Origin of the sequence: Pseudomonas sp. NPDC086112 (assembly GCF_044746425.1) — a bacterium.
Classification (GTDB): Bacteria; Pseudomonadota; Gammaproteobacteria; order Pseudomonadales; family Pseudomonadaceae; genus Aquipseudomonas.
In genome coordinates, this window is the sequence record NZ_JBIVCD010000054.1 from 470 (window position 1) to 27,101 (window position 26,632).

Below are 26,632 nucleotides of genomic sequence, written 5' to 3' on the forward strand. Positions count from 1 at the left end.
CAAGAGATAGGGAACCTTGAGCAAAGTATGCTCGCGGATTTTAAAGCCGATCTTTTCATTTCTCAAGTCAGACTTGGCACGAAATCCGCTTTCATTGAGGGTTTTTTCAACCTCAGCGGCAAAATCAGCCTGTTTATCAGTGATATTCATGATCACTGCCTGGGTCGGAGCCAGCCACGCGGGGAATGCACCCTCGTAGTGCTCGATCAGGATTCCGACGAAACGTTCGAAGGAGCCCAGGATCGCCCGGTGCAACATAACCGGGTGCTTGCGACTGTTGTCTTCAGAGACGTATTCGGCTCCCAGACGGACAGGCAGGTTAAAATCGAGCTGAAGGGTACCACATTGCCAGACGCGGCCGAGGCAATCTTTCAGCGAGAACTCGATCTTCGGACCGTAGAACGCACCCTCGCCCGGCTGCAGATCGTATGGCAAGCCAGCGCTATCAAGGGCTGCAGCCAGTGCAGCTTCGGCGCGATCCCACAACTCGTCGGAACCGACGCGTTTTTCCGGACGAGTGGACAGCTTCATCTCGACGTCTTTGAAGCCGAAGTCGGCATAGACGTCCATGGTCAGCTTGATGAACGCAGCGGATTCGGCCTGCATCTGCTCTTCAGTACAGAAGATGTGAGCATCGTCCTGAGTGAAGGCGCGAACGCGCATGATGCCGTGCAGTGCACCCGACGGCTCGTTACGGTGGCAGGCACCGAACTCGGCCAGACGCATCGGCAGTTCGCGGTAGCTTTTCAGGCCCTGATTGAACACCTGCACGTGGCACGGGCAGTTCATCGGCTTGATGGCGTAGTCGCGGTTTTCCGACTGAGTGGTAAACATGTTGTCGGCGTAGTTGGCCCAGTGCCCGGATTTCTCCCACAGGCTGCGGTCAACGACTTGTGGAGTTTTAATTTCCAGATAGCCGTTGTCGCGCTGAACCTTGCGCATGTACTGCTCGAGCACCTGGTACAGAGTCCAGCCGTTCGGGTGCCAGAACACCATGCCCGGCGACTCTTCCTGGGTGTGAAACAGGCCCAGACGCTTGCCGATCTTGCGGTGATCGCGCTTTTCAGCTTCTTCGATGCGCTGGATGTAAGCCGCCAACTGCTTCTTGTCCGCCCATGCGGTGCCGTAAACGCGCTGCAATTGCTCGTTCTTGGCATCGCCACGCCAGTAGGCGCCGGACAGTTTGGTCAGCTTGAAGGATTTCAGGAAGCGCGTGTTCGGCACGTGCGGACCGCGGCACATGTCGACGTATTCTTCGTGATAGTACAGGCCCATGGCCTGCTCGTTCGGCATGTCTTCGACCAGACGCAGCTTGTAGTCTTCGCCGCGGGCCTTGAACACTTCGATCACTTCGGCGCGCGGAGTGACTTTTTTGATCACGTCGTAATCTTTTTCGATCAGCTGCTGCATACGCTGTTCGATAGCAGCCAAGTCGTCCGGAGTGAAAGGACGCTCGAAGGCGATGTCGTAATAGAAGCCTTCGTCGATGACCGGACCGATGACCATCTTCGCAGTCGGGTACAGCTGCTTGACCGCATGACCCACCAGGTGGGCGCAAGAGTGGCGAATGATCTCCAGCCCCTCTTCATCCTTTGGCGTAATGATTTGCAGCGAGGAATCGCTATCGATGATGTCGCTGGCGTCGACCAGCTTGCCATTGACTTTGCCGGCCACGGTGGCCTTGGCCAGACCGGCACCAATGGATGCGGCGACCTCGGCTACGGAAACCGGGTGATCGAATGAACGTTGACTGCCGTCGGGAAGAGTAATAGTTGGCATGGCGACTCCTCTCCGAGTGGAGACCCAAAACAAAGGTCACGAGGGTTGGGATGAGCCAGTACAAGATCCGATCCAGGCCATTCAATGACGAACGCCTGCCTTACAGCGGCAGGAGCCTTGCGGCCAACCGGAAAACCGAACCAGAGTGACTGGGATTCAAATCAGGGTTATTCGAGTCGCTGCCGCTGCCGGGACTGAAGGTCATCCGGAGCTTGCAAACGCCCGAGCGAGGCATGCTAGCACAGATGAACGGTCGTCGCGGTGGCAAGGTTTTCTGCTGGGGCAAATCACGCATTTTTATGCCAGAGTGCTGAACTTGAACCTCGCTTTACCCCTCAGATAACAAGACATTGACCCAAAAGGAGCATCCCAGCATGCGTCTGAATCGTTTATTCGCCATCGTCGCACCCGTCGTCCTGTTGCTGCCGCTGGCTGCCCATGCCGATTGGCCAAAGGGCGAGCGCGAGAAATACATGGCTCAGTGCACTCAGGCGGCCACTCCGCAGATCGGCGCTGCGGCAGCCAAGTCACACTGCGCATGTGGTGCCGACGCTATCAAATCGTACCCGGCCAGCGACATTCAGGCTCTGATGGACAATAAGGCCAGCCCGGATTTGCAACAAAAGGCGCTGGGTCAGATAGCCAAATGCAAGGCCAATGCACCGGCGAAAAAGTGAGAAAAAAAACCTTTTGACTCGGCCCAACGCTGATAAAAAAGGATGAATTTCAGCTTTTCCGTACGATTTACGAAGGTTTTTCAGCTTTTTTTAATGTCTTTACTTTCGGCTGAAAGCCTTTTAAACCGGGGCTTTCAGCCACGCAAAGCAACAAAGAAAACACGACTGTAGGGCAAACAGCACCGCCGGGGGGCTCCCAAAGCGAACATTTCGACTATGATACTCCGGTGTGCCCAGTTGGCCTGAGCAGCACAGTACTACTGAAAATATATGTTTCTTGGAGATACACCATGTCTAATCGCCAAACCGGCACCGTTAAATGGTTCAACGAGGAAAAAGGCTTCGGCTTCATCACTCCTCAAGGTGGCGGTGACGACCTGTTCGTACACTTCAAAGCTATCGAAAGCGACGGTTTCAAAAGCCTGAAAGAAGGCCAGACCGTTTCCTTCGTGGCTGAGAAAGGCCAAAAGGGTATGCAAGCTGCACAAGTCCGCCCAGAGTAATTTTCTGGCGCACTAAAAAAACCCCGTCCATGTGACGGGGTTTTTTATGGTCGAAACAAAAGCCTGAAGCAATCAGCCGCAATTGACGCGGGTGACCACCAGGTTGTTGTCGGTGTTCAGGTTCAGGCGATCGGAGCGGTATTCCAGGGTCACCATGTCATCAGGCTTGAGGAACCGAGCATTCTGCGCGCCTGAGCGGGTACGTGCCTGCTCCAGCAATTGGGGCGAAGCCTTTTTGCCAATGGTGAATTCGGCAGCTTTTGCTTCACAACGGCTGTGGCCGGTATCGGTCGCCACGGGGTCCTTTGCCGACTCGGTAGACGTACTGCTGCAACCGGCCAGCAGAGTGGCGGCCAACAAAGTACCCAATGACGCGAGCTTCCAAGGCATGAAGCCTCCTTTTTTCAATAGTTAAGCTGAGATCGTGCGACCGCCATTTCGGCGTTTGGTTTCAAGATGAGTACCATCGCCCCGCCCTCGATCCGGACAGCGACGAGTTTGCCTGAGCATCACCCTGCCGTTCATCATTCAATCGTGACTGAATATGAACGGCGATCAATAGACGTCGATGTAGTCGAAAGGCGGTTTCGGCCAGTTCTCCTTGAGCGCATTGAAAATCTGCATCACCCAGACCTCGTCGCTGGCCGCGACCAATCCGACATAACCGGAACCCTTGGCCCAGGTTTCCAGGCGAAACAGCAACCCGTCGATGTCCGTACCGCCCACAATACCCGAGGAAATGTAGGCGATACCGCCCTTGGTGACCCGCAACTGAGTGTGTTCATCGTCGCTGGCAGAGGCCAGCAACTGACGCACCGCTTCGAGGGTCAAGCCGTCGGGAGTGTTCAAATCGATCTGCACAGCACGGTCCTTGAAAATTCGTAAAAGACCAAGTGTCGCATAGCCCTCCCCTCATGCCTAAGTCGGAGTGCCAAACGCCGCGCAAAATGGTTAACTCGACACTCAGCCTTTCCGACTTCACGAGCGCCATCATGACCACCGTAAGCATCGACGCCGACATCAAAGCCAAGTGGCCACAAGGCCACAGCTCTTACAGCCCGGGTAGCCCGGAAGAGCTGGCAATCATTGGTATCGATTTGCTGGTCAAGGAACTGGGAACACAAGCCGCACAGACATTCATCGCCCAGATATTCGAGAAATACCCCGTCGATTATATGGGCCTGACAGATGGCAAGTGAATGTAAAACCCCGCAGGCTGACACCTGCGGGCCTATGACTTACTTCAAACGAGACAGACGCTGGGTCAACAGGTCGAAGAAGCCCTGGGCGTCGCCGCTTTCAACCCAGAAGGCATTTTTCGGTGCCTTCAGCCCGTCATACCAGTCGACAATGGTCTGGCCGAAGGTCGGCCCTTCGCGGCTATCAACCACGACGTTGACCGAACGCCCCGTGAACAGCTCTGGCTTGAGCAGGTAAGCGATGACCGTGGCGTCATGCACCGGGCCACCCGGAATGCCGTAATGCTCCATGTCGCCTTTGACGTATTCGTTGAGAATATTGCCTACCAGTTTGCTGGCATTGTTGTTCAGAGCGGCGATTTGCTTCAGGCGCGCGTCACTGGTCAGGATCTTGTGGGTCACGTCCAGCGGCAGGTAGGTCAGCTTGACGCCACTTTTGAGCACCACTTCCGCAGCCTGAGGGTCGGCGAACAGGTTGAATTCGGCCACCGGGGTAATGTTACCGCCATTGAAATGCGCACCACCCATGATCACCACTTCCTTGATGCCCTGAACGATTTCAGGCTCCTGGATCAGCGCCAGCGCCAGGTTGGTCTGTGGACCGAGCATGGCGATGGTGATGCTGTGGGGTTTGGCGGTCTTCAGGGTATCGATCAGATAATTGACCGCATTGCCTTCGGCCAGGCCTTTCTTCGGTTCGTGCACCGTAACACCCGACAGGCCTTCCTTGCCGTGGATGTTCTCGGCATAAATCGGCGTGCGCATCATTGGTTTCGGCGCGCCCGCGTAAACAGGCACCTCCTCGCGCCCTGCCCACTCGCGGGCGAGACGCGCATTACGCGAAGTCTTGTCCAGACGCACGTTGCCCGCAACGGTGGTCAGCGCACGAATATTCAACTCCTCCGGCGATGCCAGGGCAAACAGCAAGGCGACCACATCATCGGCACCCGGATCGGTGTCGATGATCAGGTCGATCTTTTCCGCCGCTTGGGCGCTTGTTGCGGTAATCAGGGACAAAAGCAGCAGACTCCGAAGCAGATGGTGCAGTTTCTGAGCATAGCGTTGCATAGGGCACTCCTTGTGCGTGGGAAGAACGGAAAGTTAAAACGTTACTCCAGCCACCAAAACGATGTTGCAGTACGGCTGACATTCGCCTGTACGAATAATCGCCCGTGCTTGTCGGCTGAGTACTTTGAATTGGTCATGACTGAGCAGCTCGCGCCGCCCCAGTACACCGTCGGCATTCAGCTCATCCAGCGCGCTCAAGGCCGACGGCTTCTTATCCAGAATCTCATGGGCCAGCACATGGCTTTCGACCTGCATTTCGCTTAGCACTACCTTCAAGGTACTGACGAAGTCTGGAATACCGTGGGTCAAAGCCAGGTCGATCAATTCGACGCCGGGCGGAACCGGTAGGCCGGCATCGCCGATCACCACCGTGTCGCCATGGCCCAGGGAGGCGATCAGCCGCGACAGCGCGACGTTGAGCAAAGGAGTCTTTTTCATGGTGCTTTAAAGGCCTGTACATCGGACAAGGTGGGAATCGAAGGTTGCGCACCAGCCCGGGTGACCGACAGCGCTGCGGCGACCTGGCCGAAACGGATCGCATCGGCCTCGCTTTTGCCGGCCGCCAACGCCGCAGCGAAACCACCGACGAACGTGTCGCCGGCTGCGGTGGTATCGACCGCCTTCACTTTCGCTACCGGGAAATGCTCGAAGCGTTTGCCATCGGCGAACAGTGATCCTTGAGAACCCAGGGTGATGATCACTTTGCCGGCGCCCATGGCGATCAAGCGGGCCGCGGCGGTTTCGGCGGTGCTCAGGGAGTCCACCGGCAAACCGCTCAGGGCCGAGGCTTCGCTTTCGTTGGGGATCAGGTAATCGATGGCCGCATACCAATCCGCCGGCAGCGGGCGACTGGCCGGCGCCGGATTGAGAATCACGGTTTTACCCAGCTCACGACCGCGCTTCAGAGCATGGCCGACCGTAGCATCCGGTACTTCCAGCTGACAGATGATGACATCCGCCGCTTGTAACACCGCGTCGAAACGGTCGATCACTTCAGGCGTGAGCGCACCGTTGGCACCGGCAACAATCACGATCGCGTTCTGACTGTTGTCATCGACCACGATCAACGCTACGCCACTGGAATCTTCGACCGTGCTGACCGCCTGGCAATCGATCTGCTCGGCCAACAACGCCTCGCGCAGCGCTTCGCCATAGGCGTCGTTGCCGACACAACCGACCATCGACACTTGCGCCCCCAGCCGCGCCGCGGCCACGGCCTGGTTCGCGCCCTTGCCGCCGGAAACCGTAGCAAACGATTGGCCGATCAGCGTTTCACCACCACGGGGCAGCCGTGGCGCCCGGGTTACCAGGTCCATGTTCAGGCTGCCTATTACCACTACTTTTGCTGGCATACATCACTACTCGTCAATTCTGTTTCTGCGGTGCTTTTTATTTCAGCGGTATTGGGAGAATGTACTGGCCAGCGGCGCAGTCGATTCGCGCAGGACAATACTGGGCGTCACGATGCGCTGATCGGTTGCCAGATCCGGCGTGGCAATCCTGCGCAACAGCACTTCGGCCGCCATCTCGCCAAGCTGCAGGATCGATTGACCAACGGTGGTCAGCGCCGGATAGACGTAACGGCTCATCTGAATATCGTCGAAGCCGATCACCGACAACTCGGTGGGCACACGAATATTGCGCTCGGCGGCGGCGCGCAACACACCGATGCCAATCATGTCGTTACCGGCGAAGATCGCGCTGGGCGGGTTGTTTTCCAGCAGGATCGCGGCGGCGTTGTAACCGCCCGTGCTGGTGAAGTCGCTTTCCAGCATGCGCTCGCGCGGCACTTCGATGCCTGCCTCTTTCAAGGCGCGGCAATAACCGGCCAGACGCATCTGCGCCACGCTGGTACTCGCCGGCCCGCCAATCGTGGCGATGTCCCGATGCCCCAGATCCAGCAGATGCCGGGTCGCCAGGTAGGCACCGTATTCGTGATCGATTCGCACCAGATCGGCATCGAGACCTTCGAGCCCACGGTCGACGATTACCATCGGCGTACGCACGCCCGCCAGACCTTCGGCCAGACCGCTATCCCCCCCGGCTGAGGCAACGATCAGGCCGTCAATGCGTTTTTCCAGCAACACGCGAAGGTAGCTGCGTTGCTTGTCCGGGTTGTCGTCGGAGTTGCAGAGGATGACGCAATAGCCGTTGCGCTCGCAGTAATCCTCGATGCCACGGGCCAATTCAGCGAAGTACGGGTTGAGGCTGTTGGGCACCAACAGGCCGATGGTCGCGGTGGTTTTCGCTTTCAACGACCGGGCCACGGCACTGGGCACGTAGTCGAGACTTTTGATCGCCGCCTCGACCTTGATCCGCACTTCCTCACTGACCGGCCGCGTCTTGTTCACCACATGGGAAACCGTGGTGTAGGAAATGCCCGCGAGTGCCGCTACATCCTTGATTGTTGCCATGACTCAGGTCCGCCGGCTTGCGCGCTGACTGCGATAAGTATCAAGCACCACCGCCACCACGATCACCGCACCGGTGATGATGCGCTTGGTGGGTTCGGTCGCGCCGATCTGCGCCAGACCGGCCGCCAGTACCGAGATGATCAGGACGCCAAAGAATGTACTGATGACCGAACCGCGTCCGCCCATCAGGCTGGTGCCGCCGATCACGACCGCGGCGATCACCTGCAGCTCCAGACCGGAGCCGGCGTTCGGGTCCGCCGCCTCCAGGCGCGAAATCTGAAACAACGCAGCAATCCCGGCCAACAGCCCCATCAGGCTGAAGACCATGATTTTGTAGGGCTTCGGATTGATTCCCGCCAGGCGCACTGCTTCTTCGTTGGTGCCGATGCCGATCAGGTAACGACCGAACACCGTACGCGTCAGCACGGCCTGGGCGATGAAGATAATCAGCAAGGCGATGATGAATGACGGCGAGATGCCAAACGCGATCGGGTTGGACAGCCAGGCGAAGGCATCACCGATGTAGGCAGTGCGCGAACCAGTCATTTGATACGCCAGGCCTCGCGCCATCTCCAGCACGCCGAGGGACACGATGAACGATGGAATCCGCCAGGCCACGGTGATCGAGCCGGTAATTGTCCCGGCCAATGCCGCTACCGCCATGCCAAGCAAGGCCGCAGGCAAGACGCTCCAGCCCCAACCGAGAATCGCCACGCTGACCGCCGAGGCCGCGAGCGCCAGCACCGACCCCACCGACAAGTCGATACCGCCGATGATCAATACGAAGGTCATGCCGACCGCCAACACCATCAAATCGGGAATCTGGTTGGCCAGGGTGCTGAAGGTGTCGTAGGACAGGAAATGGCTGCTCAGGATCGAGAACAGCGCGACCATCGCCAGCAAGGCACCGGCCAGGCCCAGATAAGTGCCGAGGCCGTAAAAATTGCCACTACGTTTGCCGGCCAAAGATGCAGTATTCATGGAAGATCCCTAGGCGCTGCTTCGTTGAGCAGCGCATCACGTTTTTGGTAGCCGGCGAAAGCGGCGGCAAGCAAATCATCCTGGGTCCAGCTGTCACGCTCGAAGGTGTCAATCAGACGCCCTGCCGACAACACACCGATGCGATCGCAGATCAGCATCAGTTCGCGCAGGTCGCTGGACACCACTACCAGCGCCTTGCCCCGACGGGTCAACTCACCGAGTAATGCGTAGATATCGAACTTGGCGCCGACGTCGATGCCACGGGTCGGCTCGTCGAACAGCATCACCGTGCAGTCGCGTTCGAGCCAGCGGCCGATCACGACTTTCTGCTGATTGCCGCCGGACAATTCCGAGACCAATTGCGTCGGGCTGGAACTGCGAATGCGCATGGCGTTGATCTGACGCTGGGCCAGAGACATCTCGTCACCGTTGTTGACGAAGCCACCGCTGGAAATCACCGGCATATTGCCCAAGGCGATGTTGGCGCTGATCGATTGTGTCAGCAGCAGGCCTTCGCCTTTGCGGTCTTCGGTGATCAGCGCGATGCCGTGACCAACCGCGTCGGCCGGAGAACGAATACTCACCACCTGAGCCGACGCGCCCAGCGCGACGGTGCCGCTGTCGGCTGTATCGGCGCCGAAGATCAAGCGCAGCAACTCGGTGCGCCCTGCCCCGATCAATCCGGAAATCCCGAAAATCTCACCGGCGCGCACTTCGAAAGACACGTCGCAGACTTTGTCGGAACGGGTCAGCCCTTTGACCGTCAAGGCCGGCGCGCCGATCTTGCGCGGCCCCATGTCGATGTGCTCGCCCAATTCACGGCCGACCATCAGGGTGACCAGTTGCTCGCTGTTGTAATTGGCCATCGGCTCGACACAGACCAGGTTGCCGTCGCGCAATACCGCGATGCGCTGGGCCACCCTTGCCAGTTCTTCGAGGCGGTGGGAAATGTAGATGATCGACACGCCACGAGCCTGCAGGCGAGTGATCTGCTCGAACAGCATTTCGACTTCACGGGCCGTGAGCATTGCTGTCGGCTCGTCGAGAATCAGCACGTGGCAATCGCCGATCAGGTTGCGAGCGATCTCGACCATTTGCTGATGACCAATACCTAGTTCACCAACCAAAGTATCCGGATCGATGGCGTCCAGGCCGACCTGGGCCATGGCCTCGATCGCCGCCTTGCGCAATTGCTTGCGGCTGATCCAGCCACCATGGCTGGGCAGGTTGTCGAGAAACAGGTTTTCCGCTACCGACAATGTCGGCAACAGATTGAGTTCTTGCATGACCATGCGGATGCCCAGCTCTTCGGCCTGGCTCCGGCTGCCGGGACGGTAATCCTGCCCCTGGAATTGCATCTGGCCGGTGGTCGGCGTGACCAGTCCGCCAATGATTTTCGACAACGTGCTTTTACCGGCACCATTCTCACCGGTCAGCGCCAGCACTTCACCGCGCATCAGCGTCAGATCGATACCGGTGAGGACAGGTTGGGCATAGGTTTTACCGATACCGCTGACCGAGAGGACAGCGTTCGGGGCGCAAACGGACATAAAAACTCTCCATGTGCTCGCCCCAGGAGGCGAGCACCGTTGTGTCGCCAGAAAGACTACTTGGTAACCAGCTCTACCGGAGTTTCGATGACGCCGTTGGCGCCGCTATCGACTGTCTCGCCCTTGATGATTTTCAGCGCAGTCTCGATGCCGAATACCGCTTGGCGGGCAGCGAACTGGTCGGCGGTGGCCAGGACGCGGCCATCCTTGAGCATTGGCTTGATGGCGTTGATGTTGTCGTAACCGACCACTTGCACCTTGCCGGCCTTGCCCGCCGCGCGCACGGCAGATACCGCGCCGACCGCCATACTGTCGTTGCCGGCCAACAGGGCCTTGATGTTCGGGTATTCGCTGAGCATCGACGAGGCAACCTTGCCGCCCTTGTCGATTTCCCAATCACCGGATTGCAGGGACACGACCTTGATCTGCGCCGCTTCCATCGCATCCTTGAAGCCCGCCGTGCGCTGTTGCGCGTTGGTGGTGGTGGAAACGCCTTCAATGATGCCGACTTCGTCACCAGCCTTCAGCTGTTTGGCCAGGTACTCACCCACCAGACGCGCGCCTTTGCGGTTATCCGGGCCTACGAATGGAACCGTGATGTTTTTGCTTTTGACCACGGCCGGGTCCAGCTGGTTATCGATGTTGATCACGGTGATGCCGGCATCGACCGCTTTCTTGATGACCGGAACCATGGCCTTGGAATCTGCCGGAGCGATGACCAATGCGTTGACTTTGGACAAAATCATTTGCTCGACGATGCGCGTCTGGCCGGCCGTGTCCGTTTCGTCCTTGATGCCGTTGGAGATCAGCTCGAAGTCGCCGGAGTGGTCTTTCTGGTAAGCCTTGGCGCCGTCTTCCATGGTCAGGAAGAATTCGTTGGCCAGGGATTTCATGACCAATGCGACTTTAGGTTTTTCAGGGGTTTCGGCGAAAGCCGAAGAGACGGGCAACGCGGCGGATGCGGCAGCCAGCATTGCGACAGCGAGAAGACGTCCAGCGAATGGCAGCTTCATGGGTTCACTCCGATCTTATGATTATTCTGAGCAACGCTTGCGCTGGACTCTGCCCTTACGGGATCAAGCCATCAAGGGCGACCGCGCAAACGTTTGCGTAGACCGAACTATGCGAACCCTATCGAGATTTGTCAACGACCCGTTTTGTGTCCCGACAGGCAAAAGCCAACCCTGCTCACGCCGTAGTGCTGACCAGATTGCCGCTGCTGGAACCCTTGGCCAGCTCTTTGACCAGATTGCCTGTCACTTGCGCGAGCGCACCGCTGGTATCGGCGATTTGCCCCTGAATCGACATGACAGCGGTGGCTTTGGCTTCCGGGGTCGGATAATTCGCTGCCTGAGCGGCCGCCAATTGTTGTTGCTGTTCGCGCAGTTGCTGCTGAAGTTCCTGCATGCGCTTGAGCAGCACCTGCACCGCAATACTTTGATTGCTGCTTTTTTCGGATTTGCTTTCGCCCTGAGCCTGCGCACCGCCACCGGTTCTGACTTGGTTGTCACTACCCGCCTCTTCACCCAGCGCTTGGGCCGAGGCGTCGGACGTCGCTTCACTCAAGGCGTTGATAGTCGCCGGAGACTTGCCCGCGATAGTGATGGCACCTGCATTTGGAAAACCGACAGTAAACGACATATGAACTCCTGGAAAAGATCCCTTTAGAGGAGCATCGACCTGCACGGGGGTTTCTTTAGCACTGATTTCCGATTTTGCAAGTCGACTGTCTCAATGAGGGTCGGAGAGCCGAACGTAAAAGCTACATATGTTCGGAAACCCGGACACCCAAATGCGAAAACTTTTCCAGACGCTTCAATAATTCATATAAAAATCATATGGTTAAAAGATCTTATTGTTGAATATCAGGCTGGTACAGATCCTGCTCTTCTCCTACACCCCCGGCGTTCAGATCTGCTTGGGGGCGTGTCTAGATGAACCTGCATCCGCAACGTTTCACTACGAGAGAAAACAATAATGAAATCTGCCTTCAACACTTTTATTCCGGGCGCTTTGGCCCTGCTATTGCTTCTGCCCACCGCCCTTCAGGCAAAAGAAGTCGAAACCCAACAGAAATTGGCAAACGTGGTGATCCTGGCCACTGGCGGCACCATTGCCGGCGCGGGTGCCAGTGCCGCCAACAGCGCCACCTATCAAGCGGCGAAAGTCGGTATCGAACAGCTGATCGCAGGGGTTCCGGAACTAAGCCAATTGGCCAACGTTCGCGGCGAACAGGTCATGCAGATCGCATCCGAAAGCATCACCAACGACAACCTGCTGCAACTGGGCCGTCGCGTGGCTGAACTGGCCGACAGCAAAGACGTCGATGGCATTGTCATCACCCACGGCACCGACACGCTGGAAGAAACCGCTTACTTCCTCAATCTGGTGGAAAAAACCGACAAGCCGATCATCGTCGTAGGCTCTATGCGCCCTGGCACCGCCATGTCGGCCGACGGCATGCTGAACCTGTACAACGCCGTCGCCGTGGCCAGCAGTAAAGACGCACGCGGCAAAGGCGTACTGGTGACCATGAACGATGAAATCCAGTCGGGTCGCGATGTCAGCAAAATGATCAACATCAAGACCGAGGCATTCAAAAGTGCCTGGGGCCCACTGGGCATGGTGGTCGAAGGCAAATCCTACTGGTTCCGCTTGCCAGCCAAGCGCCACACCATGGATTCGGAATTCGACATCAAAACCATCAAGAGCCTGGCTGACGTCGAAATCGCCTATTCCTATGGCAACGTCAGCGACACCGCCTACAAAGCCCTGGCTCAATCGGGCGCCAAAGCCATCATCCACGCCGGTACCGGCAATGGCTCGGTCTCGTCCCGCGTGGTTCCCGCCCTGCAAGCCCTGCGCAAGGACGGCGTACAAATCATTCGTTCTTCCCACGTCAACGCCGGTGGTTTCGTACTGCGTAACGCCGAACAGCCTGACGACAAGTACGACTGGGTTGTGGCTAACGACCTGAACCCGCAAAAAGCCCGCATCCTGGCCATGGTCGCGCTGACCAAGACCAACGACAGCAAAGAGCTGCAACGGATGTTCTGGGAATACTGATCCGCCCTCGCCCGACCTGTTCTGGTCGGGCATCGCTGCCACCACTCGCCAGCCTTGGTGAGTGGTTCACGACCTATTCCGATAGAAAATTTCCCATCGTCCTACACCAAACGGAAAAAACTACTGTCAGAGGATTTTCTTGAATTTTAAGCAGTTGCGAAAATGCTTACAGTTAAATACTGTATGCCCGTACAGCTTAATAAGGATAATTCCGTGGCCACTCCCTCTGTCTCTCCTGATACCTATGAACGCCTGGGTATGCGCGTTCAGAAAATCATCAATTCCCCCACCGCTCAAAAAGCCAAAGCAGCACTGATCTTCCGTCTTCCAGATGAACCGGTGGATGAGTGGGAACGCTTGCTCGAAGAAATCGACGAGAACGATAACGTCACCCTCGCCCATCGCGACGATGGCGGTGTGCAGATTTTCTGGGTTGTGCCAAAGGAAGACTGAGTCAATGAGTGTCCGCTGGTTTGCTTTACTGCTGCTGTTCATCACCCTCGGCGCCCAGGCTGGCGCCCCACGCACCTTCAACGAAGCCAAGAAAGTCGCGTGGAAGTTGTACGCCCCGCAATCCACCGAGTTTTATTGCGGCTGCAAATACACCGGCAACCGCGTGGACCTGGCCGCCTGCGGCTATGTGCCGCGCAAAAACGCCAAACGCGCCTCGCGCATCGAGTGGGAACACATTGTCCCGGCCTGGCAGATCGGCCATCAGCGCGAATGCTGGCAACAAGGCGGTCGCAAGAACTGCACACGGTACGACCCGACCTATCAGAAAGCCGAGGCCGATCTGCACAATCTGGTGCCGAGCATCGGCGAGGTGAATGGCGATCGCAGCAACTTCAGCTTCGGCTGGTTGCCCGTGCAAACCGGTCAATACGGTTCGTGCCTGACACAGGTCGACTTCAAGGCAAAGAAGGTCATGCCCCGCCCTTCCATTCGCGGCATGATCGCCCGGACTTATTTCTACATGAGTAAGCAATACGGCTTGCGCCTGTCAAAACAGGATCGGCAACTGTATGAAGCCTGGAATAAAACCTATCCGGTACAGGCCTGGGAACGTCAACGCAATCAGAGCGTTGCGTGCGTGATGGGGCGCGGCAACGAGTTTGTCGGCCCGGTGGACATGAAAACCTGCGGCTGACCGGCCGCTGAAAACACAAAGGCCTGGGGCGTTACACCCCAGGCCTTTGTTCGTTTCTAACCGCTGTTTTTTGTTTATTGAGCCGTCGGATGTTCGACCACCAGCGACTCGATATTCCTTTTCTTTGCCCGGGTAAGCGCTGCCGTCACCTCAGCTTGCTTGGCTTGTGCCTCGGTTTTCGAATTGAACGGCCCTATCAGGATACGAACCTTTCCATTCTCCCTGATGACGCTGGAAACGAAGCTATGCTCAATCAACCAGCCGCTCAGGTCGCTGACCGCCTGGGGGGTTTCGCCGCGCACCTCGACGTCCCATTGTGGACCGGTTGTCGCTGCCGGCACGGAGGCGACTGCCGGTTGCGGCTTTTGAGCGTCAACCCCCTTACCCTCACCGCACCCGGCCAACGTCAATACTGCGATTACCAAGGCCATTTTGCGCACAACGCTTCCCTCTGAATGCTGAAAGCGGCGATTTTAACACTCATGGATCCTGTTCAAGCGCCGCAAAATGGGCGCAAAACAACGAGAATGATGGTTGCGGCCTCTGTATAGTTACGCCTTGGGAATTAATGCAGCATCTGCGCGTCAGAAAGAGGCACCCAAACTGCGAGACTTCGCACTAATCTATACCTATACCGACCTCTGCACTGTCCGAATCAGGTGCCCCACAAAGCAATCAAGGAGAAAACCATGCTGATACTCACCCGCAAAGTCGGTGAAAGCATAAACATCGGTGACAATATTACGATCACCATTCTGGGCGTTAGCGGCCAGCAAGTCAGGATTGGCATCAACGCCCCGAAAGACGTTGCGGTGCATCGCGAAGAAATCTACCAACGCATTCAGGCCGGCCTGACCGCCCCAGACAAACCGCAAACACCCTGAATCCTGCTGTGGTCAGTAGCCAGCCCATTCTGCCTCGAATAACGGCTGGCTAAAGATTCAAGCACCGCATCGCCCTCTGCCCAGCCTCTTTGCGATACCGTCGCAACGTGGAGCCGATACTACCGCCCATCTCATGCCATGACTGTCAGACGTTTCGGATTTGCAGCGAGAAAGAGCTTCCTCATTCCTGGCTAACCAAACGTTACCCCACGCGCCATGCCCGTGGCAGCTACGACCATCAGCACCAGCAGCAGCGCTTCGATATGACTGATACGGGCAAACAGCGTTGCGCGCCCGGTATCGATAGCCGCCCTACGCCCCAGCGCAATCCGCCATTTGATCAGCGTCACCATCGGCGCAATTTCAAGCAACAGGATAAGGACGAAGAGCGTCATTTTGAGATGAAACAGCGGTTGGTGAAGATAGTAATCAGTGCCTTTTTCATACCCACCAAAAGCTCGCATCCCTCCCGTGACCAAGAGAATGACTGCAGAGATCCCCCACAGATTATCCGCAACCAAAACGCTGCGCGCCTCCCCTGTTCCGGCAATCAGACGACGTAAAGCCGTACCGCGGGTCAGTACCGCCCAGAAGCCTAGCGAAAAGGCCAAGAGGTGAATCACCGCCAGAAACCAGTGAGCCAGCATCGACATACTCCTTACAGACGAAGTTGAAACAGCCCTACAGTAGTAGTTCATCGGCGGGGATTTGCCCACGCACGCGGCTCCGCTGATTATCCGCAATCACCACCGCCAGGGTGATCAGTATGCCGGAGGCTTCAACGCCAGACAGAATTGGCAAATAGCGGGCACAAAAAAGCCGGGCTCCTGATGGATACCCGGCTTTGAGAACCTGGACTTAATCCGTTCTTTTTGAAGTCGAAGTGCGAGCGTTGCTTAGTCCTTTAGCATTGTGATCGCCAGGCGTAGAGGCCGAAATGGCAGAAGCCTTCGTTACTCCTCGCGTATCCCGGGAATTCGCAATGCCCGAAGTCACCGAACCATGGCCGCTATCACCATTACGATCATTACCGTAGTGGTTGCCACTGAGACCACGGTCGCGTACAGCTTTGCCTGCGTGATCACTGCTCAAGCCATTGCCGTGGCCATTGCTGACGCCGCCGGAATGGCCGGAACCACCGTGGCCACTGCCATTACCGCCACCATTGCCACCACCGTTACCACCACCATTGCCGCCGCCGTTACCACCACCACCACCACCACCACCACCACCACCACCACCACCACCACCACCATCCTTCGCATAGGCGGAACTCATGATGGACAGGTCAGCGGGCAATAAGGGGGCGGCTGCGAGCATCATCACGCATGACATGACGGCTGCAACACTCTTGTTTTTTAATAACATGGGGAGATTCCGTGTGGTTGATATTGCACGGAGTAATTGACTGTTTCGGCGGCACACAGTTCAAAGATCAACGACCAACGGCAGGCAATGTGCAGTTATCGAACAATGCACATTGCTTCCCGTGATTTACAGGTCGTTATGCTGCGAGGACACGATTGAATTGGTCAGTTTCATTATCAATCGAATGCGCCATTGAGAACCTCGTAGATGATCCCGGTAGCGATCGCCACCAATATCAAGTCAGTGCCAGCCTGGCGCCACTCGTAGCCATCGTAATGCGGAAGCCTGCCGAGTAATCGGCCATCGAGTTTTTTGGCGATCCCCGGCGGTAGCGGTTTTCCGCGGGTGAGATTTTTTTGAATGCCGGGTGGCAAGGCGGGCCCAGGGCTCCAATAGTCGCGATAACCACCCACGATTCCAAGGACACTTCCGTGATTGATGCTAGGGCCGTGACTCCAATCGTCACCCCCTGAACCTTTGCCTTTGTTTCCATGGCTGGCGTTGCCATGGTCCTGGATGTTTTGTGGATTTCCCTTGCCGCTTCCCTGGCCCTTCCCGTTTCCCGGGTCGGCCAATGCAGTCATTGAACCGGACGCCAAGGCAAGACACGTCATAGCGGCAATCAACGAGCGAGATCTAAACATATCCGTTCTCTCAGAAAGGGGATGCCCCCTGCAATGTATAGACGGTTATGGCTGTGTTAGTTCAGAAACTATGTTCGCTGGAGGTGGCGCCATCGGCTCAAGTTAAATCGTGTCTAGTCCTGAAACAGGTGTAAACCTTATTCAGGACGGGACTCAGACAACAAAAAAGGGCCCACCTTTCGGTGAGCCCTTCTAGACCGCCCAGCAGAGCGGATTTTGTTTGGTAGGCGCGATTGGACTCGAACCAACGACCCCCACCATGTCAAGGTGGTGCTCTAACCAACTGAGCTACGTGCCTGCTGTGAGGCGGCATTCTACGGAATTCCGAAGGGGTGTCAACACCTTTTTTTCACCTAACCCTATGAATATGCAAAATATTTAATTTTGCTGTGGCAAAGAAGATTTTCCGCTGGCTGGCGGTGGTTTTTTAACTCGGGTAGGATCGATGCACTCGTAAAATATATTAAACAGAGGCTGCAGGATGGCGAACACTCCCTACCCAGAGTCCTATTACGCTGCGTCGGCCAATGTAGCGCCGCCGCGCCCGGCCTTGCAGGATGATGTAGAGACTGATGTCTGTGTCATCGGCGCCGGTTATACCGGCCTGTCCTCTGCCCTGTTTTTGCTGGAGAGCGGTTTTCGGGTAACGGTCCTGGAAGCCGCCAAAGTGGGATTTGGCGCATCAGGGCGCAACGGTGGCCAGATCGTTAATAGCTACAGCCGCGATATCGATGTGATCGAGCGCAGTGTCGGCCCCAAGCAAGCTCAGCTATTGGGGCAAATGGCGTTCGAGGGTGGGCGGATCATTCGTGAGCGGGTGGTCAAATACAACATCCAGTGCGACTTGAAGGACGGCGGCGTGTTCGCCGCCATTACTGCCAAGCAGATGGGCCATCTGGAATCCCAGAAGCGCCTGTGGGAGCGCTTCGGTCATACGCAACTTGAGCTATTGGATCAGCGTCGCATCCGTGAAGTGGTGGCTTGCGATCAATACGTCGGCGGCATGCTCGATATGAGCGGCGGGCATATTCATCCGCTCAACCTTGTCTTGGGCGAAGCAGCAGCCGTGGAGTCGCTGGGCGGCACCATTTACGAGCAGTCGCCAGCGGTGCGCATCGAGCGCGGCGCCAATCCGGTGGTGCATACGCCTCAGGGCAAGGTCAGGGCCAAATTCATCATCGTCGCCGGCAACGCGTACATCGGCAACCTGGTGCCGGAGCTGGCGGCGAAGTCGATGCCCTGCGGGACTCAAGTGATCGCCACCGAACCCTTGGGCGATGAATTGGCCAAGCGCCTGTTGCCTCAGGACTACTGCGTCGAAGACTGTAACTACCTGCTTGATTACTACCGCCTGAGCGCTGACAAACGCCTGATTTTCGGCGGCGGTGTGGTCTATGGCGCACGCGATCCGGCGAACATCGAGGCGATCATTCGACCGAAGATGCTCAAGGCCTTCCCGCAGCTCAAGGATGTGAAAATCGATTACGCCTGGACCGGTAATTTCCTGCTGACCCTGTCGCGACTTCCCCAGGTCGGACGGCTGGGCGACAACATCTACTATTCCCAGGGTTGCAGCGGCCACGGCGTAACGTATACGCACCTGGCGGGCAAGGTACTGGCCGAAGCATTGCGCGGTCAGGCTGAGCGTTTTGATGCCTTTGCCGACTTGCCCCACTACCCATTCCCTGGCGGGCAATTGCTGCGTACACCGTTCGCTGCGTTGGGCGCCTGGTATTACGGATTGCGGGACAAGTTCGGATACTGATCGATAGAGGTGAAAAGGTGCCAGCGAAGGCGTCATTACGTACGCCTTCGCCGGCAAGCCTGGCTCCTACGAAAAGCGGTTCACTCACTGGCATTACGCTGAACGCGCGCCCTTCCCTGATTCAGAAGTCGACCGTCGCCGAAAGGAGGTAGGTGCGTGGGGTCGACAACGTCAAGCCAGGCTCGCTGTCATCCGAGGCCCCGGCCGAACTCCAGTAGCGTTTGTCCGCCACGTTCTCGACATTGGCACGCAGGGTGATGTTCTTTTCATCGATCTTGAACGCGTAGCGTGCACCCACGTCGAAACGCTCCCAGGCGTCGATTTCCTTGTTGTTGGACTGGTCCAGATACTGCGAGCTGGAATAGAGGCCCCGGCTGGTCAGGGTCAGGCCCTGCATGGTCGGTACGTCCCACTCGGCGCCCAGGTTGACGTTGTATTTCGGCGTAGCCGGTGCCCGGTTGCCGTCATAGGTGCCATTGGTGGTATTGGTCAACTCGCTGTCGACGTACATGACACCGCCTAGCAGGCGAAAGCCTTTGAGCGGTTCACCGAACACACTCAGCTCCACACCCGTGTTCTCACGCTTGCCGTTCGGGCCGAAAACCCGCGTCGTGGCGTTGGTCTCATAGGCCGGCTGCTTGATCCGGAACACCGCGGCAGTCACGGCGAACGCACCCGCGTCATACTTGGCGCCAACCTCGACCTGACGGCTGATGAACGGCGGGAATATCTCGTCCTCGTTCACAGAGGTCGACGGCGCGATCTTGCCCTGGCTCAGGCCCTCCATGTAGTTGGCATACAGCGACAGCTTATCGGTTGCCTTAAACAGGATGCCGCCTGACGGAGAAACCTTTTCCTCATCATAGGCCGTGGCGCCTTTGACGTTATCCGTCCAGTCGTCAACCTTCACGCGCTGCCAGCGGGCGCCGAGGGTCAGCAGCAGCCGGTCATCGAAGAAACCCAGAGTGTCGGACAACGCCACGCCGCTGAAGCGGTTCTCGGTGTAGACCTTCGAATCGAGTCGAGTCGGCCTGCCAGGTGTTGGTGTTTCCACGGGGTCGTAGAGGTTGCTGCGGGCCGCGGCATAACGGGCGCCGCCATTTTCGAAGTCCATGTAGAAATAGCTGGCGGCCAGATTGACTTCATGGCTCACCGGGCCGGTATGAAACCAGTTGCGCACCCCTGCCGTGGCCGTCCGGACATTTTCGTCACGGGTGAAGTCACGCGGCTGAACGCTGAAATCGCCGGCGTCGTTGGTGACCGCAACGGCATGCCGGAGGAAGTCATGGTTGCTTTTACGCGCGCCCACACCGCCGTACAGCATGACAGAATCGCTGACATCGAATTCGCCGTTCACCGCCCCGAACGTGTCGTTGGTACTCGCCTTGCTCCAGGGCTGCGCATAGTTGTCGCGCACATCGTTCGCATTCGGCACCTTGGCATTGGCGCCGACCTGCACGCGCTCCTGCGGGGCGTCGGTATCACGCTCGGTGCGCCCGATGTCCGTCGAGAGTCGCAGGCGTTCACCGCGAAAATCCAGGCCCAGCACGGCCATCTCGCGATCGACACTCTGGTGATCCCATTCGGTGTCGCCGGACTGCTTCACGCCGTTGAAACGAATACCGAATTTATTGTCCTCACCAAAGCGCCGACCAACATCCACGGCACCGCCGACCTGGTTGTCGGAAGCGTAGCTACCGGTGAACGAAGTGATGGGCTTGTCGGTCGCGCGCTTGGGCACCACGTTGATCCCGCCACCCACACTGCCCCGCGGCGATATGCCGTTGATGAGCTGGCTCGGGCCTTTGATGATGTCGACGCGGTCGGCCATCTCCATGTCGATCGTATAGGTCGGCAGGACGCCGTAGAGACCGTTGTAGGCGACATCACTGTTGAACAGACTGAACCCGCGAATGGTGAACTGCTCATAGCGCCCACCCGCCGGGTTGGTGGCGCGAACCGAAGGATCGCTGGCGATCAGATCGCCCAAGGTACGAGCCTGCAGGTTTTTGACCGTCTCACCGGTGTAGGTGGTCATACTGAAAGGTGTTTCCATGAAGTCTTTCGAGCCCAGCAAACCTTGTGAACCGCGGCGTGCGACCTGGCCGCCGGCATACACCTCGCCGTCCGCCCCACCCGTGGCACCGAGAATCGAAGTGGGGGCCAGTTGCAGGCTGCTGCCTTCTGGCGCCGGCGTCAGGATGTAGGCCTGTTCGCCCACCGGCTGCAACTGCAGACCAGAACCCTGCAATAGCCGGGCAAAGCCCTCCTCGACCGCGAATTCGCCGGAAAGACCAGGGCTGGTGCGACCACCCACCAGCGCCGGGTCTACCGAGAGATTGACGCCAGACAGACCGGCAAAGCGGGTCAGCGCATCGCTCAGGCTGCCGGCAGGCACCTGATAATTGCGCCGGGCACTGTCTTCGGCCCAACTGGCTGTGATGAATAACGGACTGGCACTCAGGCCCAGCATCAGGCTCAGGTGCAACAACGGACGCAGGCGGGAAGTAGCCGGACGCGGACAGCAAGGTATTACTGCGGGCATTGATAGAGTTCTCTTGATTCGTTCACATGCCTTGAATGACAAGCGAGCCGAAAAAAGGGGACAGGCTTCACACACTTTTTTTGCGCGGCAGCAACGTCACCCAATAACGGGTACGTGAATGCACCTCCAGCGGCAGACTGGCCGCGAGCAACGCGAGGACGCGATCGGTGTCGTCCAGGCGGAAACTGCCGGTGACCCGCAACGCTTCAAGCTCCGGCTCCCAACGCAGCACACCCGGTCGATAAGTGCCGAGTTCGCGCAGGAAATCTCCCAGCGGCTGGTTTTTCGCCATCAGCACGCCCTCTCGCCAACCCGGCGCAAGCACATCGAATGGGCTGATCGGCCCGACACCGGTTGCTTGAAGACTGACTTGTTGACCACTGCGCAAAGCCAACGCCAGCCCCTGCAAGGGCTGCAATTGCACGGCGCCGTTGTACACCGACACACGGCAACCGCGCGCTTGCTGACGAACACAGACTTCGCCCTGGCTGACGATGATCTGTCCAAACTTCGTTTGAATCGTCAGCGGCGACGCGCTCGGCACCTTCAGCGACAGTTCGCCCTCAATCAGCTTCAAGCTACGGCTCTGCAAATCCACATCGACGGCACTGGCCGTGTTGAGTTGCAAGGAACTGCCATCAGCGAGTTGCAGCTGTTTGCGCTCCCCAATGGCCGTATGCAGATCGGCTCGCCAGACATCCAAAGGCAATTGTCGGCTGATCAGCCAAGCCGCCGGCACCAACGCCACTGCACCCAATGCACGCTTGAGCACCATACGCCGACCCGGATCGGGGCGATCCAGACTTTTGAGCGCCAACGCTGAAGGCAGATCGGCAAACCGCTGACGCAAGGCTTGAGCCTTCTGCCAAGCCTGCTCGTGACTGACGCAACTGTCGCGCCAACGCTGCAGATTCGCACGATCCTGCTCGTTGACACTTCCAGATTCCAGCAAGGCGAGCCACTGCGCGGCAGCTCGCACGGCCTGACGGGCATCGGACACCGAACTGTTCACAGTTCCACCAACAAGCAATGCTCATAGGCTTGCGCCATGTAGCGTTTGATCGTGCGCTCCGATACCTGCAGGCGCTCGGCGATTTGCTGATAGTTCAGGCCTTCCAACTGACTCCAGAGAAACGCCCTACGCACCGCCGCTGGCAGTCCATCGAGTAGTTCATCCAGGGCTTGCAGGGTTTCGAGCAACAACCAGCGCTGCTCGGGCGACGGCACACAGTCTTCCGGCAACGCCGCCAGTGCCGTCAGATAAGCCTGCTCGAGGCTTCGACGTTTATAGAAATTACTCAGCAGGCGTTTGCCCACGGTCAGCAGATAGGCACGGGGCTCTTGCAGATCGGCAATTCGTTGAGAGCTGGCGAGCAAACGCAGGAACGTATCCTGGCTCAGGTCCGCCGCATCACAGCCATTGCCCATGCGTCTTCTCAACCAGCCTTCCAGCCAGCCACGGTGATCGCGGTACAGGTCGTGGAAGGTTTGCTCCTTCGGCATCGCTGCATCACTCATCTCAAGAAGCCCTGTGCCAAGGAGTTATCGTAAATGAGAGTGATTCTAATTAATGTCGGAGCTGTGAACCAAGTCCTTTATGCAATTGGGGCGCAGAAAGGTTGGGCGGGAAGGACATGAGAGAGGAAAAGCCAAATCGCAGACACAAAAAACCCCGGTCTTTCGACCAGGGTCTTTGCTATCGACTCGAAACAGACACTGGCTTTACCAGCGGCTTGCTTCGTAGCTCCAAGGCGTTCAGTGGGCCTTGAAGCAGATATGGCGCAGCGGACGGGACTCGAACCCGCGACCCCCGGCGTGACAGGCCGGTATTCTAACCGACTGAACTACCGCTGCGTATCGCTTTGGACTTTCGCCCAAGTAACTCGTCTGACTGGAAAGCTTCGAGGCTTTTCAATCTCGAGCCAGGAAAACCTGACTCGGAAAATATGGCGCAGCGGACGGGACTCGAACCCGCGACCCCCGGCGTGACAGGCCGGTATTCTAACCGACTGAACTACCGCTGCGCGTCGGTGGAGGCTTTTAAAGCTTCCATCTTGCTTTCGCAAGACTCTCGGAAGTGGTGGGTGATGACGGGATCGAACCGCCGACATTCTGCTTGTAAGGCAGACGCTCTCCCAGCTGAGCTAATCACCCGTTTGCATCTCCGAGGCCGCGAAATTTACGCAGGTACCGAAGCTAAGTCAATACCCTGCTTGAAGTTTTTCTGAAAAAGACAAAATTGTGTCTTACACAGTCAGACCGCTTTCGCGAGCAAGCCCGCTCCCACACTGGATCCGCGACAGACCACTGGTTTGTGATCGACATAAATTCAGTGTGGGAGCCGGCTTGCTCGCGAAGACGGCGACACATTCAAATTCAGTACTGGAGACCGCGCCCCGCGCTATTACTCGCTGTAAATCATTTTCTTGGTCATGCCACCATCGACCACGAACTCCTGGCCCGTGACGAACCCGGCGTTCTTGGACAGCAACCACGCCACCATCGCCGCCACGTCCTCGACCGTCCCTACCCTGCCCGCCGGATGCTGGGCATGATCGGCGTCGGTCAGCGGTTCGGCACGCCGTGCCGCAGGGTCTCGCGCGTCGATCCAGCCTGGGCTGACCGCATTGACGCGAATCTCCGGCCCTAAGCTGATGGCCAAGGCGTGAGTCAGGGCCAACAGGCCGCCCTTGCTCGCCGCATAAGCCTCTGTGTCGGGTTCTGACTGGCCGGCACGGGTCGAGGCCAGATTGACGATGGCGCCGCTGTGAGCGCGCAGGTACGGCGCGCAGTGCTTGGCCAACAGCATCGGCCCGCTGAGGTTCACCGCCAACACCCGGTTCCAGTAGGCCAGATCGAGGCTTTCCAGGGTGATGTTGTGCGGGTCGGCCACCGCGGCATTGCACACCAGCGCATCCAGACGCCCGAACTGCCCGAGTACCTCGGCCACGCCCAGCGCCACCTGCGCTTCATTCGCGACGTCCATGGCGATGAACCAGGCGTTGTCGCCGAGCACCTTCGCCACTTTCGAACCGCGTACTCGATCAAGATCAGTCAGCACCACCTGCCAGCCTTCACTGATCAACCAGGCCGCAATCCCCAGACCGATGCCGCGCGCAGCACCGGTGACCAGCGCGACGCGGCCATGGGTACCCGTGGTCGGCGTCGACAACTCGATCACAAGGCAGCCAACCCGCGCGCCAGATCGGCTTGCAGGTCTGCCACATCTTCCAGACCGACCGCGATGCGGATCAGGCTGTCACGGATCCCTGCCGCTTCACGCTCTTGCGGCGCGAGACGGCCGTGAGAGGTGGTGCTCGGGTGCGTGATGGTGGTTTTGCTGTCGCCCAGGTTGGCGGTAATGGAGATCAGGCGCGTCGCATCGATAAAGCGCCAGGCGCCCTCTTTGCCGCCCTTGACTTCGAAACTCACGACCGCACCAAAGCCTTTCTGCTGACGCAGGGCCAACTCGTGCTGCGGATGGCTCTTAAGGCCCGCGTAATGGACCTTCTCGATACCGTCCTGCTGCTCCAGCCACTCGGCCAATTGCTGGGCATTGGCGCAGTGCGCCTTCATGCGCAGGCTCAGCGTTTCCAGACCTTTGAGGAAGATCCAGGCGTTGAACGGGCTCAGGGTCGGCCCGGCAGTACGCAGAAAACCGACGACTTCTTTCATCTGCTCGCTACGACCAGCCACAACGCCGCCCATGCAACGGCCTTGGCCATCGATGAACTTTGTCGCCGAGTGCACAACGATGTCCGCGCCCAGCTTCAGCGGTTGCTGCAACGCAGGGGTGCAGAAGCAGTTGTCGACCACCAGCATCGTGCCCTTGGCGTGAGCAATTTCCGACAGAGCCTTGATATCCACCAGTTCGGCCAGCGGGTTGGAGGGCGACTCGACGAACAGTAACTTGGTGTTGGCCTTGATCGCCGCATCCCAGCCGGACAAGTCCGCCAGGGGCACGTAATCGACTTCGATGCCGAAGCGCTTGAAGTACTTTTCGAACAGGCTGATGGTCGAGCCGAACACGCTGCGCGAGACCAGAACATGATCGCCGGCGCTGCACAGGCTCATTACCACCGCCATGATCGCGGCCATACCGGTCGCGGTGGCTACGGCTTGTTCGGCGCTTTCCAGCGCAGCAATGCGCTCTTCGAACGCGCGCACGGTCGGGTTGGTGTAGCGCGAGTAAACGTTACCCGGCACTTCGCCAGCAAAGCGCGCGGCCGCGTCGGCGGCGGTACGGAATACGTAGCTGGAAGTGAAGAACATCGGATCACCGTGTTCGCCTTCAGGCGTGCGGTGCTGACCGGCGCGTACGGCCAGGGTATCGAACGCTACGCCTTCGAGGTCGCTGTCCAGCCGACCGGCATCCCAATCCTGACTCATGCTGTCACTCCTTGCCTTGTTCGGTAGTAGATACAAAACCGGCCTTGAGGCAGGACACCATTGTAGGAGCGAGGCTTGCCCGCGAAGGGGCCTTTGGGAACGCCAAAAGCTTCGCGGGCAAGCCTCGCTCCTACAGGCCGGTAGTTACTCAGTTGTTGTACAGATCAATGATCGCACTGACTGCCTGGGTCTTGACCTTGGAGGCATCGTTGCGTGCCTGCTCGATCTTGTTCAGGTAAGCCTCGTCGACGTCGCCGGTGACGTACTGGCCGTCGAACACCGCGCAATCGAACTTCTCGATCTTGATCTTGCCGCCACCGACCGCTTCGATCAAGTCAGGCAAGTCCTGATAGATCAACCAGTCAGCGCCGATCAGATCAGCCACGTCCTGGGTCGAACGGTTGTGCGCGATCAACTCGTGAGCACTCGGCATGTCGATGCCGTAGACGTTCGGGTAACGCACGGCCGGTGCCGCGGAGCAGAAATAGACGTTTTTGGCGCCAGCTTCGCGAGCCATCTGGATGATCTGCTTGCAGGTGGTGCCGCGAACGATGGAGTCGTCCACCAGCATCACGTTCTTGCCGCGGAACTCCAGTTCGATGGCGTTGAGCTTCTGGCGTACGGATTTTTTCCGTGCAGCCTGACCCGGCATG

The 26,632-nt window shown here is 58.0% G+C and carries 28 protein-coding genes, 4 tRNA genes and 1 pseudogene; 8 read left to right on the forward strand and 25 right to left on the reverse strand.

What is annotated here, in order from left to right; translation table 11 throughout:
• Positions 1-1,779, reverse strand: a 1,779-nt coding sequence (thrS, locus tag ACIPLA_RS25845) for a threonine--tRNA ligase (RefSeq protein WP_401177053.1), incomplete at its 3' end; no start/stop codon positions are given.
• Between the two features lie 374 nt (positions 1,780-2,153).
• On the opposite strand from thrS, the gene ACIPLA_RS25850 reads away from it, so the two are divergent.
• Entirely contained in the window at positions 2,154-2,456 is a 303-nt protein-coding gene (locus ACIPLA_RS25850; protein WP_123498778.1) for a hypothetical protein, read from the forward strand.
• Between the two features lie 290 nt (positions 2,457-2,746).
• A complete protein-coding gene (locus ACIPLA_RS25855; RefSeq protein ID WP_401177058.1) occupies positions 2,747-2,959 on the forward strand; it encodes a cold-shock protein in 213 nt (70 codons plus the stop codon).
• Positions 2,960-3,031: 72 nt separating this feature from the next.
• Here ACIPLA_RS25855 and ACIPLA_RS25860 read toward each other — a convergent pair whose 3' ends face one another.
• Together ACIPLA_RS25860 and ACIPLA_RS25865 are read right to left on the reverse strand one after the other, a co-directional pair.
• A complete protein-coding gene (locus tag ACIPLA_RS25860) occupies positions 3,032-3,349 on the reverse strand; it encodes an I78 family peptidase inhibitor (protein ID WP_008075866.1) in 318 nt (105 codons plus the stop codon).
• Positions 3,350-3,514: 165 nt separating this feature from the next.
• Positions 3,515-3,820 (reverse strand): hypothetical protein, encoded by a 306-nt coding sequence (locus ACIPLA_RS25865; RefSeq protein WP_008075867.1) that lies wholly within the window; start codon positions 3,818-3,820, stop codon positions 3,515-3,517.
• Between the two features lie 131 nt (positions 3,821-3,951).
• Here ACIPLA_RS25865 and ACIPLA_RS25870 point away from each other — a divergent pair, with 131 nt between their 5' ends.
• The gene (locus ACIPLA_RS25870; protein WP_401177062.1) at positions 3,952-4,158 is read left to right on the forward strand and encodes a hypothetical protein; all 207 of its coding nucleotides are present in this window, start codon (positions 3,952-3,954) and stop codon (positions 4,156-4,158) included.
• Between the two features lie 39 nt (positions 4,159-4,197).
• Here ACIPLA_RS25870 and ACIPLA_RS25875 read toward each other — a convergent pair whose 3' ends face one another.
• The 8 genes from ACIPLA_RS25875 to ACIPLA_RS25910 all read right to left on the reverse strand — a co-directional run bounded on the left by ACIPLA_RS25875 (position 4,198) and on the right by ACIPLA_RS25910 (position 11,812).
• The gene (locus ACIPLA_RS25875) at positions 4,198-5,226 is read right to left on the reverse strand and encodes a nucleoside hydrolase (RefSeq protein ID WP_401177065.1); all 1,029 of its coding nucleotides are present in this window, start codon (positions 5,224-5,226) and stop codon (positions 4,198-4,200) included.
• 33 nt (positions 5,227-5,259) lie between these two features.
• Positions 5,260-5,664 carry a D-ribose pyranase gene (gene rbsD, locus ACIPLA_RS25880; RefSeq protein ID WP_123498772.1) on the reverse strand — a complete coding sequence of 135 codons (405 nt, stop codon included), beginning with the start codon at positions 5,662-5,664 and terminating at the stop codon, positions 5,260-5,262.
• Positions 5,661-6,578 (reverse strand): ribokinase, encoded by a 918-nt coding sequence (rbsK, locus tag ACIPLA_RS25885; protein WP_401177069.1) that lies wholly within the window; start codon positions 6,576-6,578, stop codon positions 5,661-5,663. Before rbsK ends, rbsD begins: the two co-directional genes overlap by 4 nt.
• A 42-nt stretch (positions 6,579-6,620) precedes the next feature.
• Positions 6,621-7,640, reverse strand: coding sequence for a LacI family DNA-binding transcriptional regulator (locus ACIPLA_RS25890; RefSeq protein WP_401177072.1), 1,020 nt, complete (start codon positions 7,638-7,640; stop codon positions 6,621-6,623).
• Positions 7,641-7,643: 3 nt separating this feature from the next.
• The gene (locus ACIPLA_RS25895; protein WP_123498765.1) at positions 7,644-8,621 is read right to left on the reverse strand and encodes an ABC transporter permease; all 978 of its coding nucleotides are present in this window, start codon (positions 8,619-8,621) and stop codon (positions 7,644-7,646) included.
• A complete protein-coding gene (locus ACIPLA_RS25900; RefSeq protein ID WP_192343338.1) occupies positions 8,618-10,171 on the reverse strand; it encodes a sugar ABC transporter ATP-binding protein in 1,554 nt (517 codons plus the stop codon). The genes ACIPLA_RS25895 and ACIPLA_RS25900 overlap by 4 nt, the downstream gene beginning before the upstream one ends.
• Before the next feature lie 56 nt (positions 10,172-10,227).
• Entirely contained in the window at positions 10,228-11,184 is a 957-nt protein-coding gene (locus tag ACIPLA_RS25905; RefSeq protein ID WP_008075878.1) for a sugar ABC transporter substrate-binding protein, read from the reverse strand.
• A 175-nt stretch (positions 11,185-11,359) separates the two neighbouring features.
• The gene (locus ACIPLA_RS25910; RefSeq protein ID WP_218399181.1) at positions 11,360-11,812 is read right to left on the reverse strand and encodes a hypothetical protein; all 453 of its coding nucleotides are present in this window, start codon (positions 11,810-11,812) and stop codon (positions 11,360-11,362) included.
• Between the two features lie 336 nt (positions 11,813-12,148).
• Here ACIPLA_RS25910 and ACIPLA_RS25915 point away from each other — a divergent pair, with 336 nt between their 5' ends.
• From ACIPLA_RS25915 to ACIPLA_RS25925, 3 genes are all read left to right on the forward strand, one after another.
• Positions 12,149-13,237, forward strand: coding sequence for an asparaginase (locus ACIPLA_RS25915; protein WP_401177078.1), 1,089 nt, complete (start codon positions 12,149-12,151; stop codon positions 13,235-13,237).
• 162 nt (positions 13,238-13,399) lie between these two features.
• Entirely contained in the window at positions 13,400-13,690 is a 291-nt protein-coding gene (locus ACIPLA_RS25920) for a DUF1654 domain-containing protein (RefSeq protein WP_218399179.1), read from the forward strand.
• Positions 13,691-13,694: 4 nt separating this feature from the next.
• The gene (locus ACIPLA_RS25925) at positions 13,695-14,384 is read left to right on the forward strand and encodes an endonuclease (RefSeq protein WP_008007243.1); all 690 of its coding nucleotides are present in this window, start codon (positions 13,695-13,697) and stop codon (positions 14,382-14,384) included.
• Between the two features lie 74 nt (positions 14,385-14,458).
• Here the strand turns inward: ACIPLA_RS25925 and ACIPLA_RS25930 are convergent, their stop codons facing one another.
• Positions 14,459-14,824: an SPOR domain-containing protein gene (locus ACIPLA_RS25930; protein ID WP_218399178.1), complete on the reverse strand. Its 366-nt coding sequence runs from the start codon at positions 14,822-14,824 to the stop codon at positions 14,459-14,461.
• Between the two features lie 249 nt (positions 14,825-15,073).
• Between ACIPLA_RS25930 and csrA the strand changes: the two genes are divergently transcribed.
• On the forward strand, positions 15,074-15,268 hold the full coding sequence (gene csrA, locus ACIPLA_RS25935) for a carbon storage regulator CsrA (RefSeq protein ID WP_007905913.1): 195 nt from the start codon (positions 15,074-15,076) through the stop codon (positions 15,266-15,268).
• Between the two features lie 191 nt (positions 15,269-15,459).
• Here the strand turns inward: csrA and ACIPLA_RS25940 are convergent, their stop codons facing one another.
• From ACIPLA_RS25940 to ACIPLA_RS25955, 4 genes are all read right to left on the reverse strand, one after another.
• Positions 15,460-15,915: a DUF2214 family protein gene (locus tag ACIPLA_RS25940; RefSeq protein ID WP_218399177.1), complete on the reverse strand. Its 456-nt coding sequence runs from the start codon at positions 15,913-15,915 to the stop codon at positions 15,460-15,462.
• A gap of 211 nt (positions 15,916-16,126) precedes the next feature.
• A complete protein-coding gene (locus ACIPLA_RS25945) occupies positions 16,127-16,636 on the reverse strand; it encodes a hypothetical protein (RefSeq protein WP_401177084.1) in 510 nt (169 codons plus the stop codon).
• Between the two features lie 176 nt (positions 16,637-16,812).
• Positions 16,813-17,280 (reverse strand): anti-virulence regulator CigR family protein, encoded by a 468-nt coding sequence (locus tag ACIPLA_RS25950; protein ID WP_401177086.1) that lies wholly within the window; start codon positions 17,278-17,280, stop codon positions 16,813-16,815.
• A 221-nt stretch (positions 17,281-17,501) separates the two neighbouring features.
• Positions 17,502-17,578, reverse strand: a tRNA-Val gene (locus ACIPLA_RS25955).
• Between the two features lie 183 nt (positions 17,579-17,761).
• Between ACIPLA_RS25955 and ACIPLA_RS25960 the strand changes: the two genes are divergently transcribed.
• A complete protein-coding gene (locus tag ACIPLA_RS25960; protein ID WP_401177089.1) occupies positions 17,762-19,045 on the forward strand; it encodes an NAD(P)/FAD-dependent oxidoreductase in 1,284 nt (427 codons plus the stop codon).
• Positions 19,046-19,166: 121 nt separating this feature from the next.
• On the opposite strand, the gene ACIPLA_RS25965 is transcribed toward ACIPLA_RS25960, so the two are convergent.
• The 9 genes and pseudogenes from ACIPLA_RS25965 to ACIPLA_RS26005 form a co-directional block, all read right to left on the reverse strand.
• On the reverse strand, positions 19,167-21,590 hold the full coding sequence (locus ACIPLA_RS25965) for a TonB-dependent siderophore receptor (RefSeq protein WP_401177092.1): 2,424 nt from the start codon (positions 21,588-21,590) through the stop codon (positions 19,167-19,169).
• 67 nt (positions 21,591-21,657) lie between these two features.
• Entirely contained in the window at positions 21,658-22,602 is a 945-nt protein-coding gene (locus ACIPLA_RS25970) for a FecR domain-containing protein (RefSeq protein ID WP_401177095.1), read from the reverse strand.
• Positions 22,599-23,108 (reverse strand): sigma-70 family RNA polymerase sigma factor, encoded by a 510-nt coding sequence (locus ACIPLA_RS25975; RefSeq protein WP_008007228.1) that lies wholly within the window; start codon positions 23,106-23,108, stop codon positions 22,599-22,601. The genes ACIPLA_RS25970 and ACIPLA_RS25975 overlap by 4 nt, the downstream gene beginning before the upstream one ends.
• 259 nt (positions 23,109-23,367) lie before the next feature.
• Positions 23,368-23,444 (reverse strand) — tRNA-Asp (locus ACIPLA_RS25980).
• Between the two features lie 93 nt (positions 23,445-23,537).
• Positions 23,538-23,614: transfer RNA gene (locus ACIPLA_RS25985), tRNA-Asp, on the reverse strand.
• Between the two features lie 54 nt (positions 23,615-23,668).
• Positions 23,669-23,744: transfer RNA gene (locus tag ACIPLA_RS25990), tRNA-Val, on the reverse strand.
• A 250-nt stretch (positions 23,745-23,994) separates the two neighbouring features.
• Complete coding sequence (locus ACIPLA_RS25995) at positions 23,995-24,771, reverse strand: SDR family oxidoreductase (protein ID WP_218399166.1); 777 nt, start codon at positions 24,769-24,771, stop codon at positions 23,995-23,997.
• Positions 24,768-25,979 (reverse strand): O-succinylhomoserine sulfhydrylase, encoded by a 1,212-nt coding sequence (locus ACIPLA_RS26000; protein WP_401177099.1) that lies wholly within the window; start codon positions 25,977-25,979, stop codon positions 24,768-24,770. The genes ACIPLA_RS25995 and ACIPLA_RS26000 overlap by 4 nt, the downstream gene beginning before the upstream one ends.
• Positions 25,980-26,127: 148 nt before the next feature.
• Positions 26,128-26,632, reverse strand: a pseudogene (locus tag ACIPLA_RS26005) (amidophosphoribosyltransferase); the annotation flags it as partial.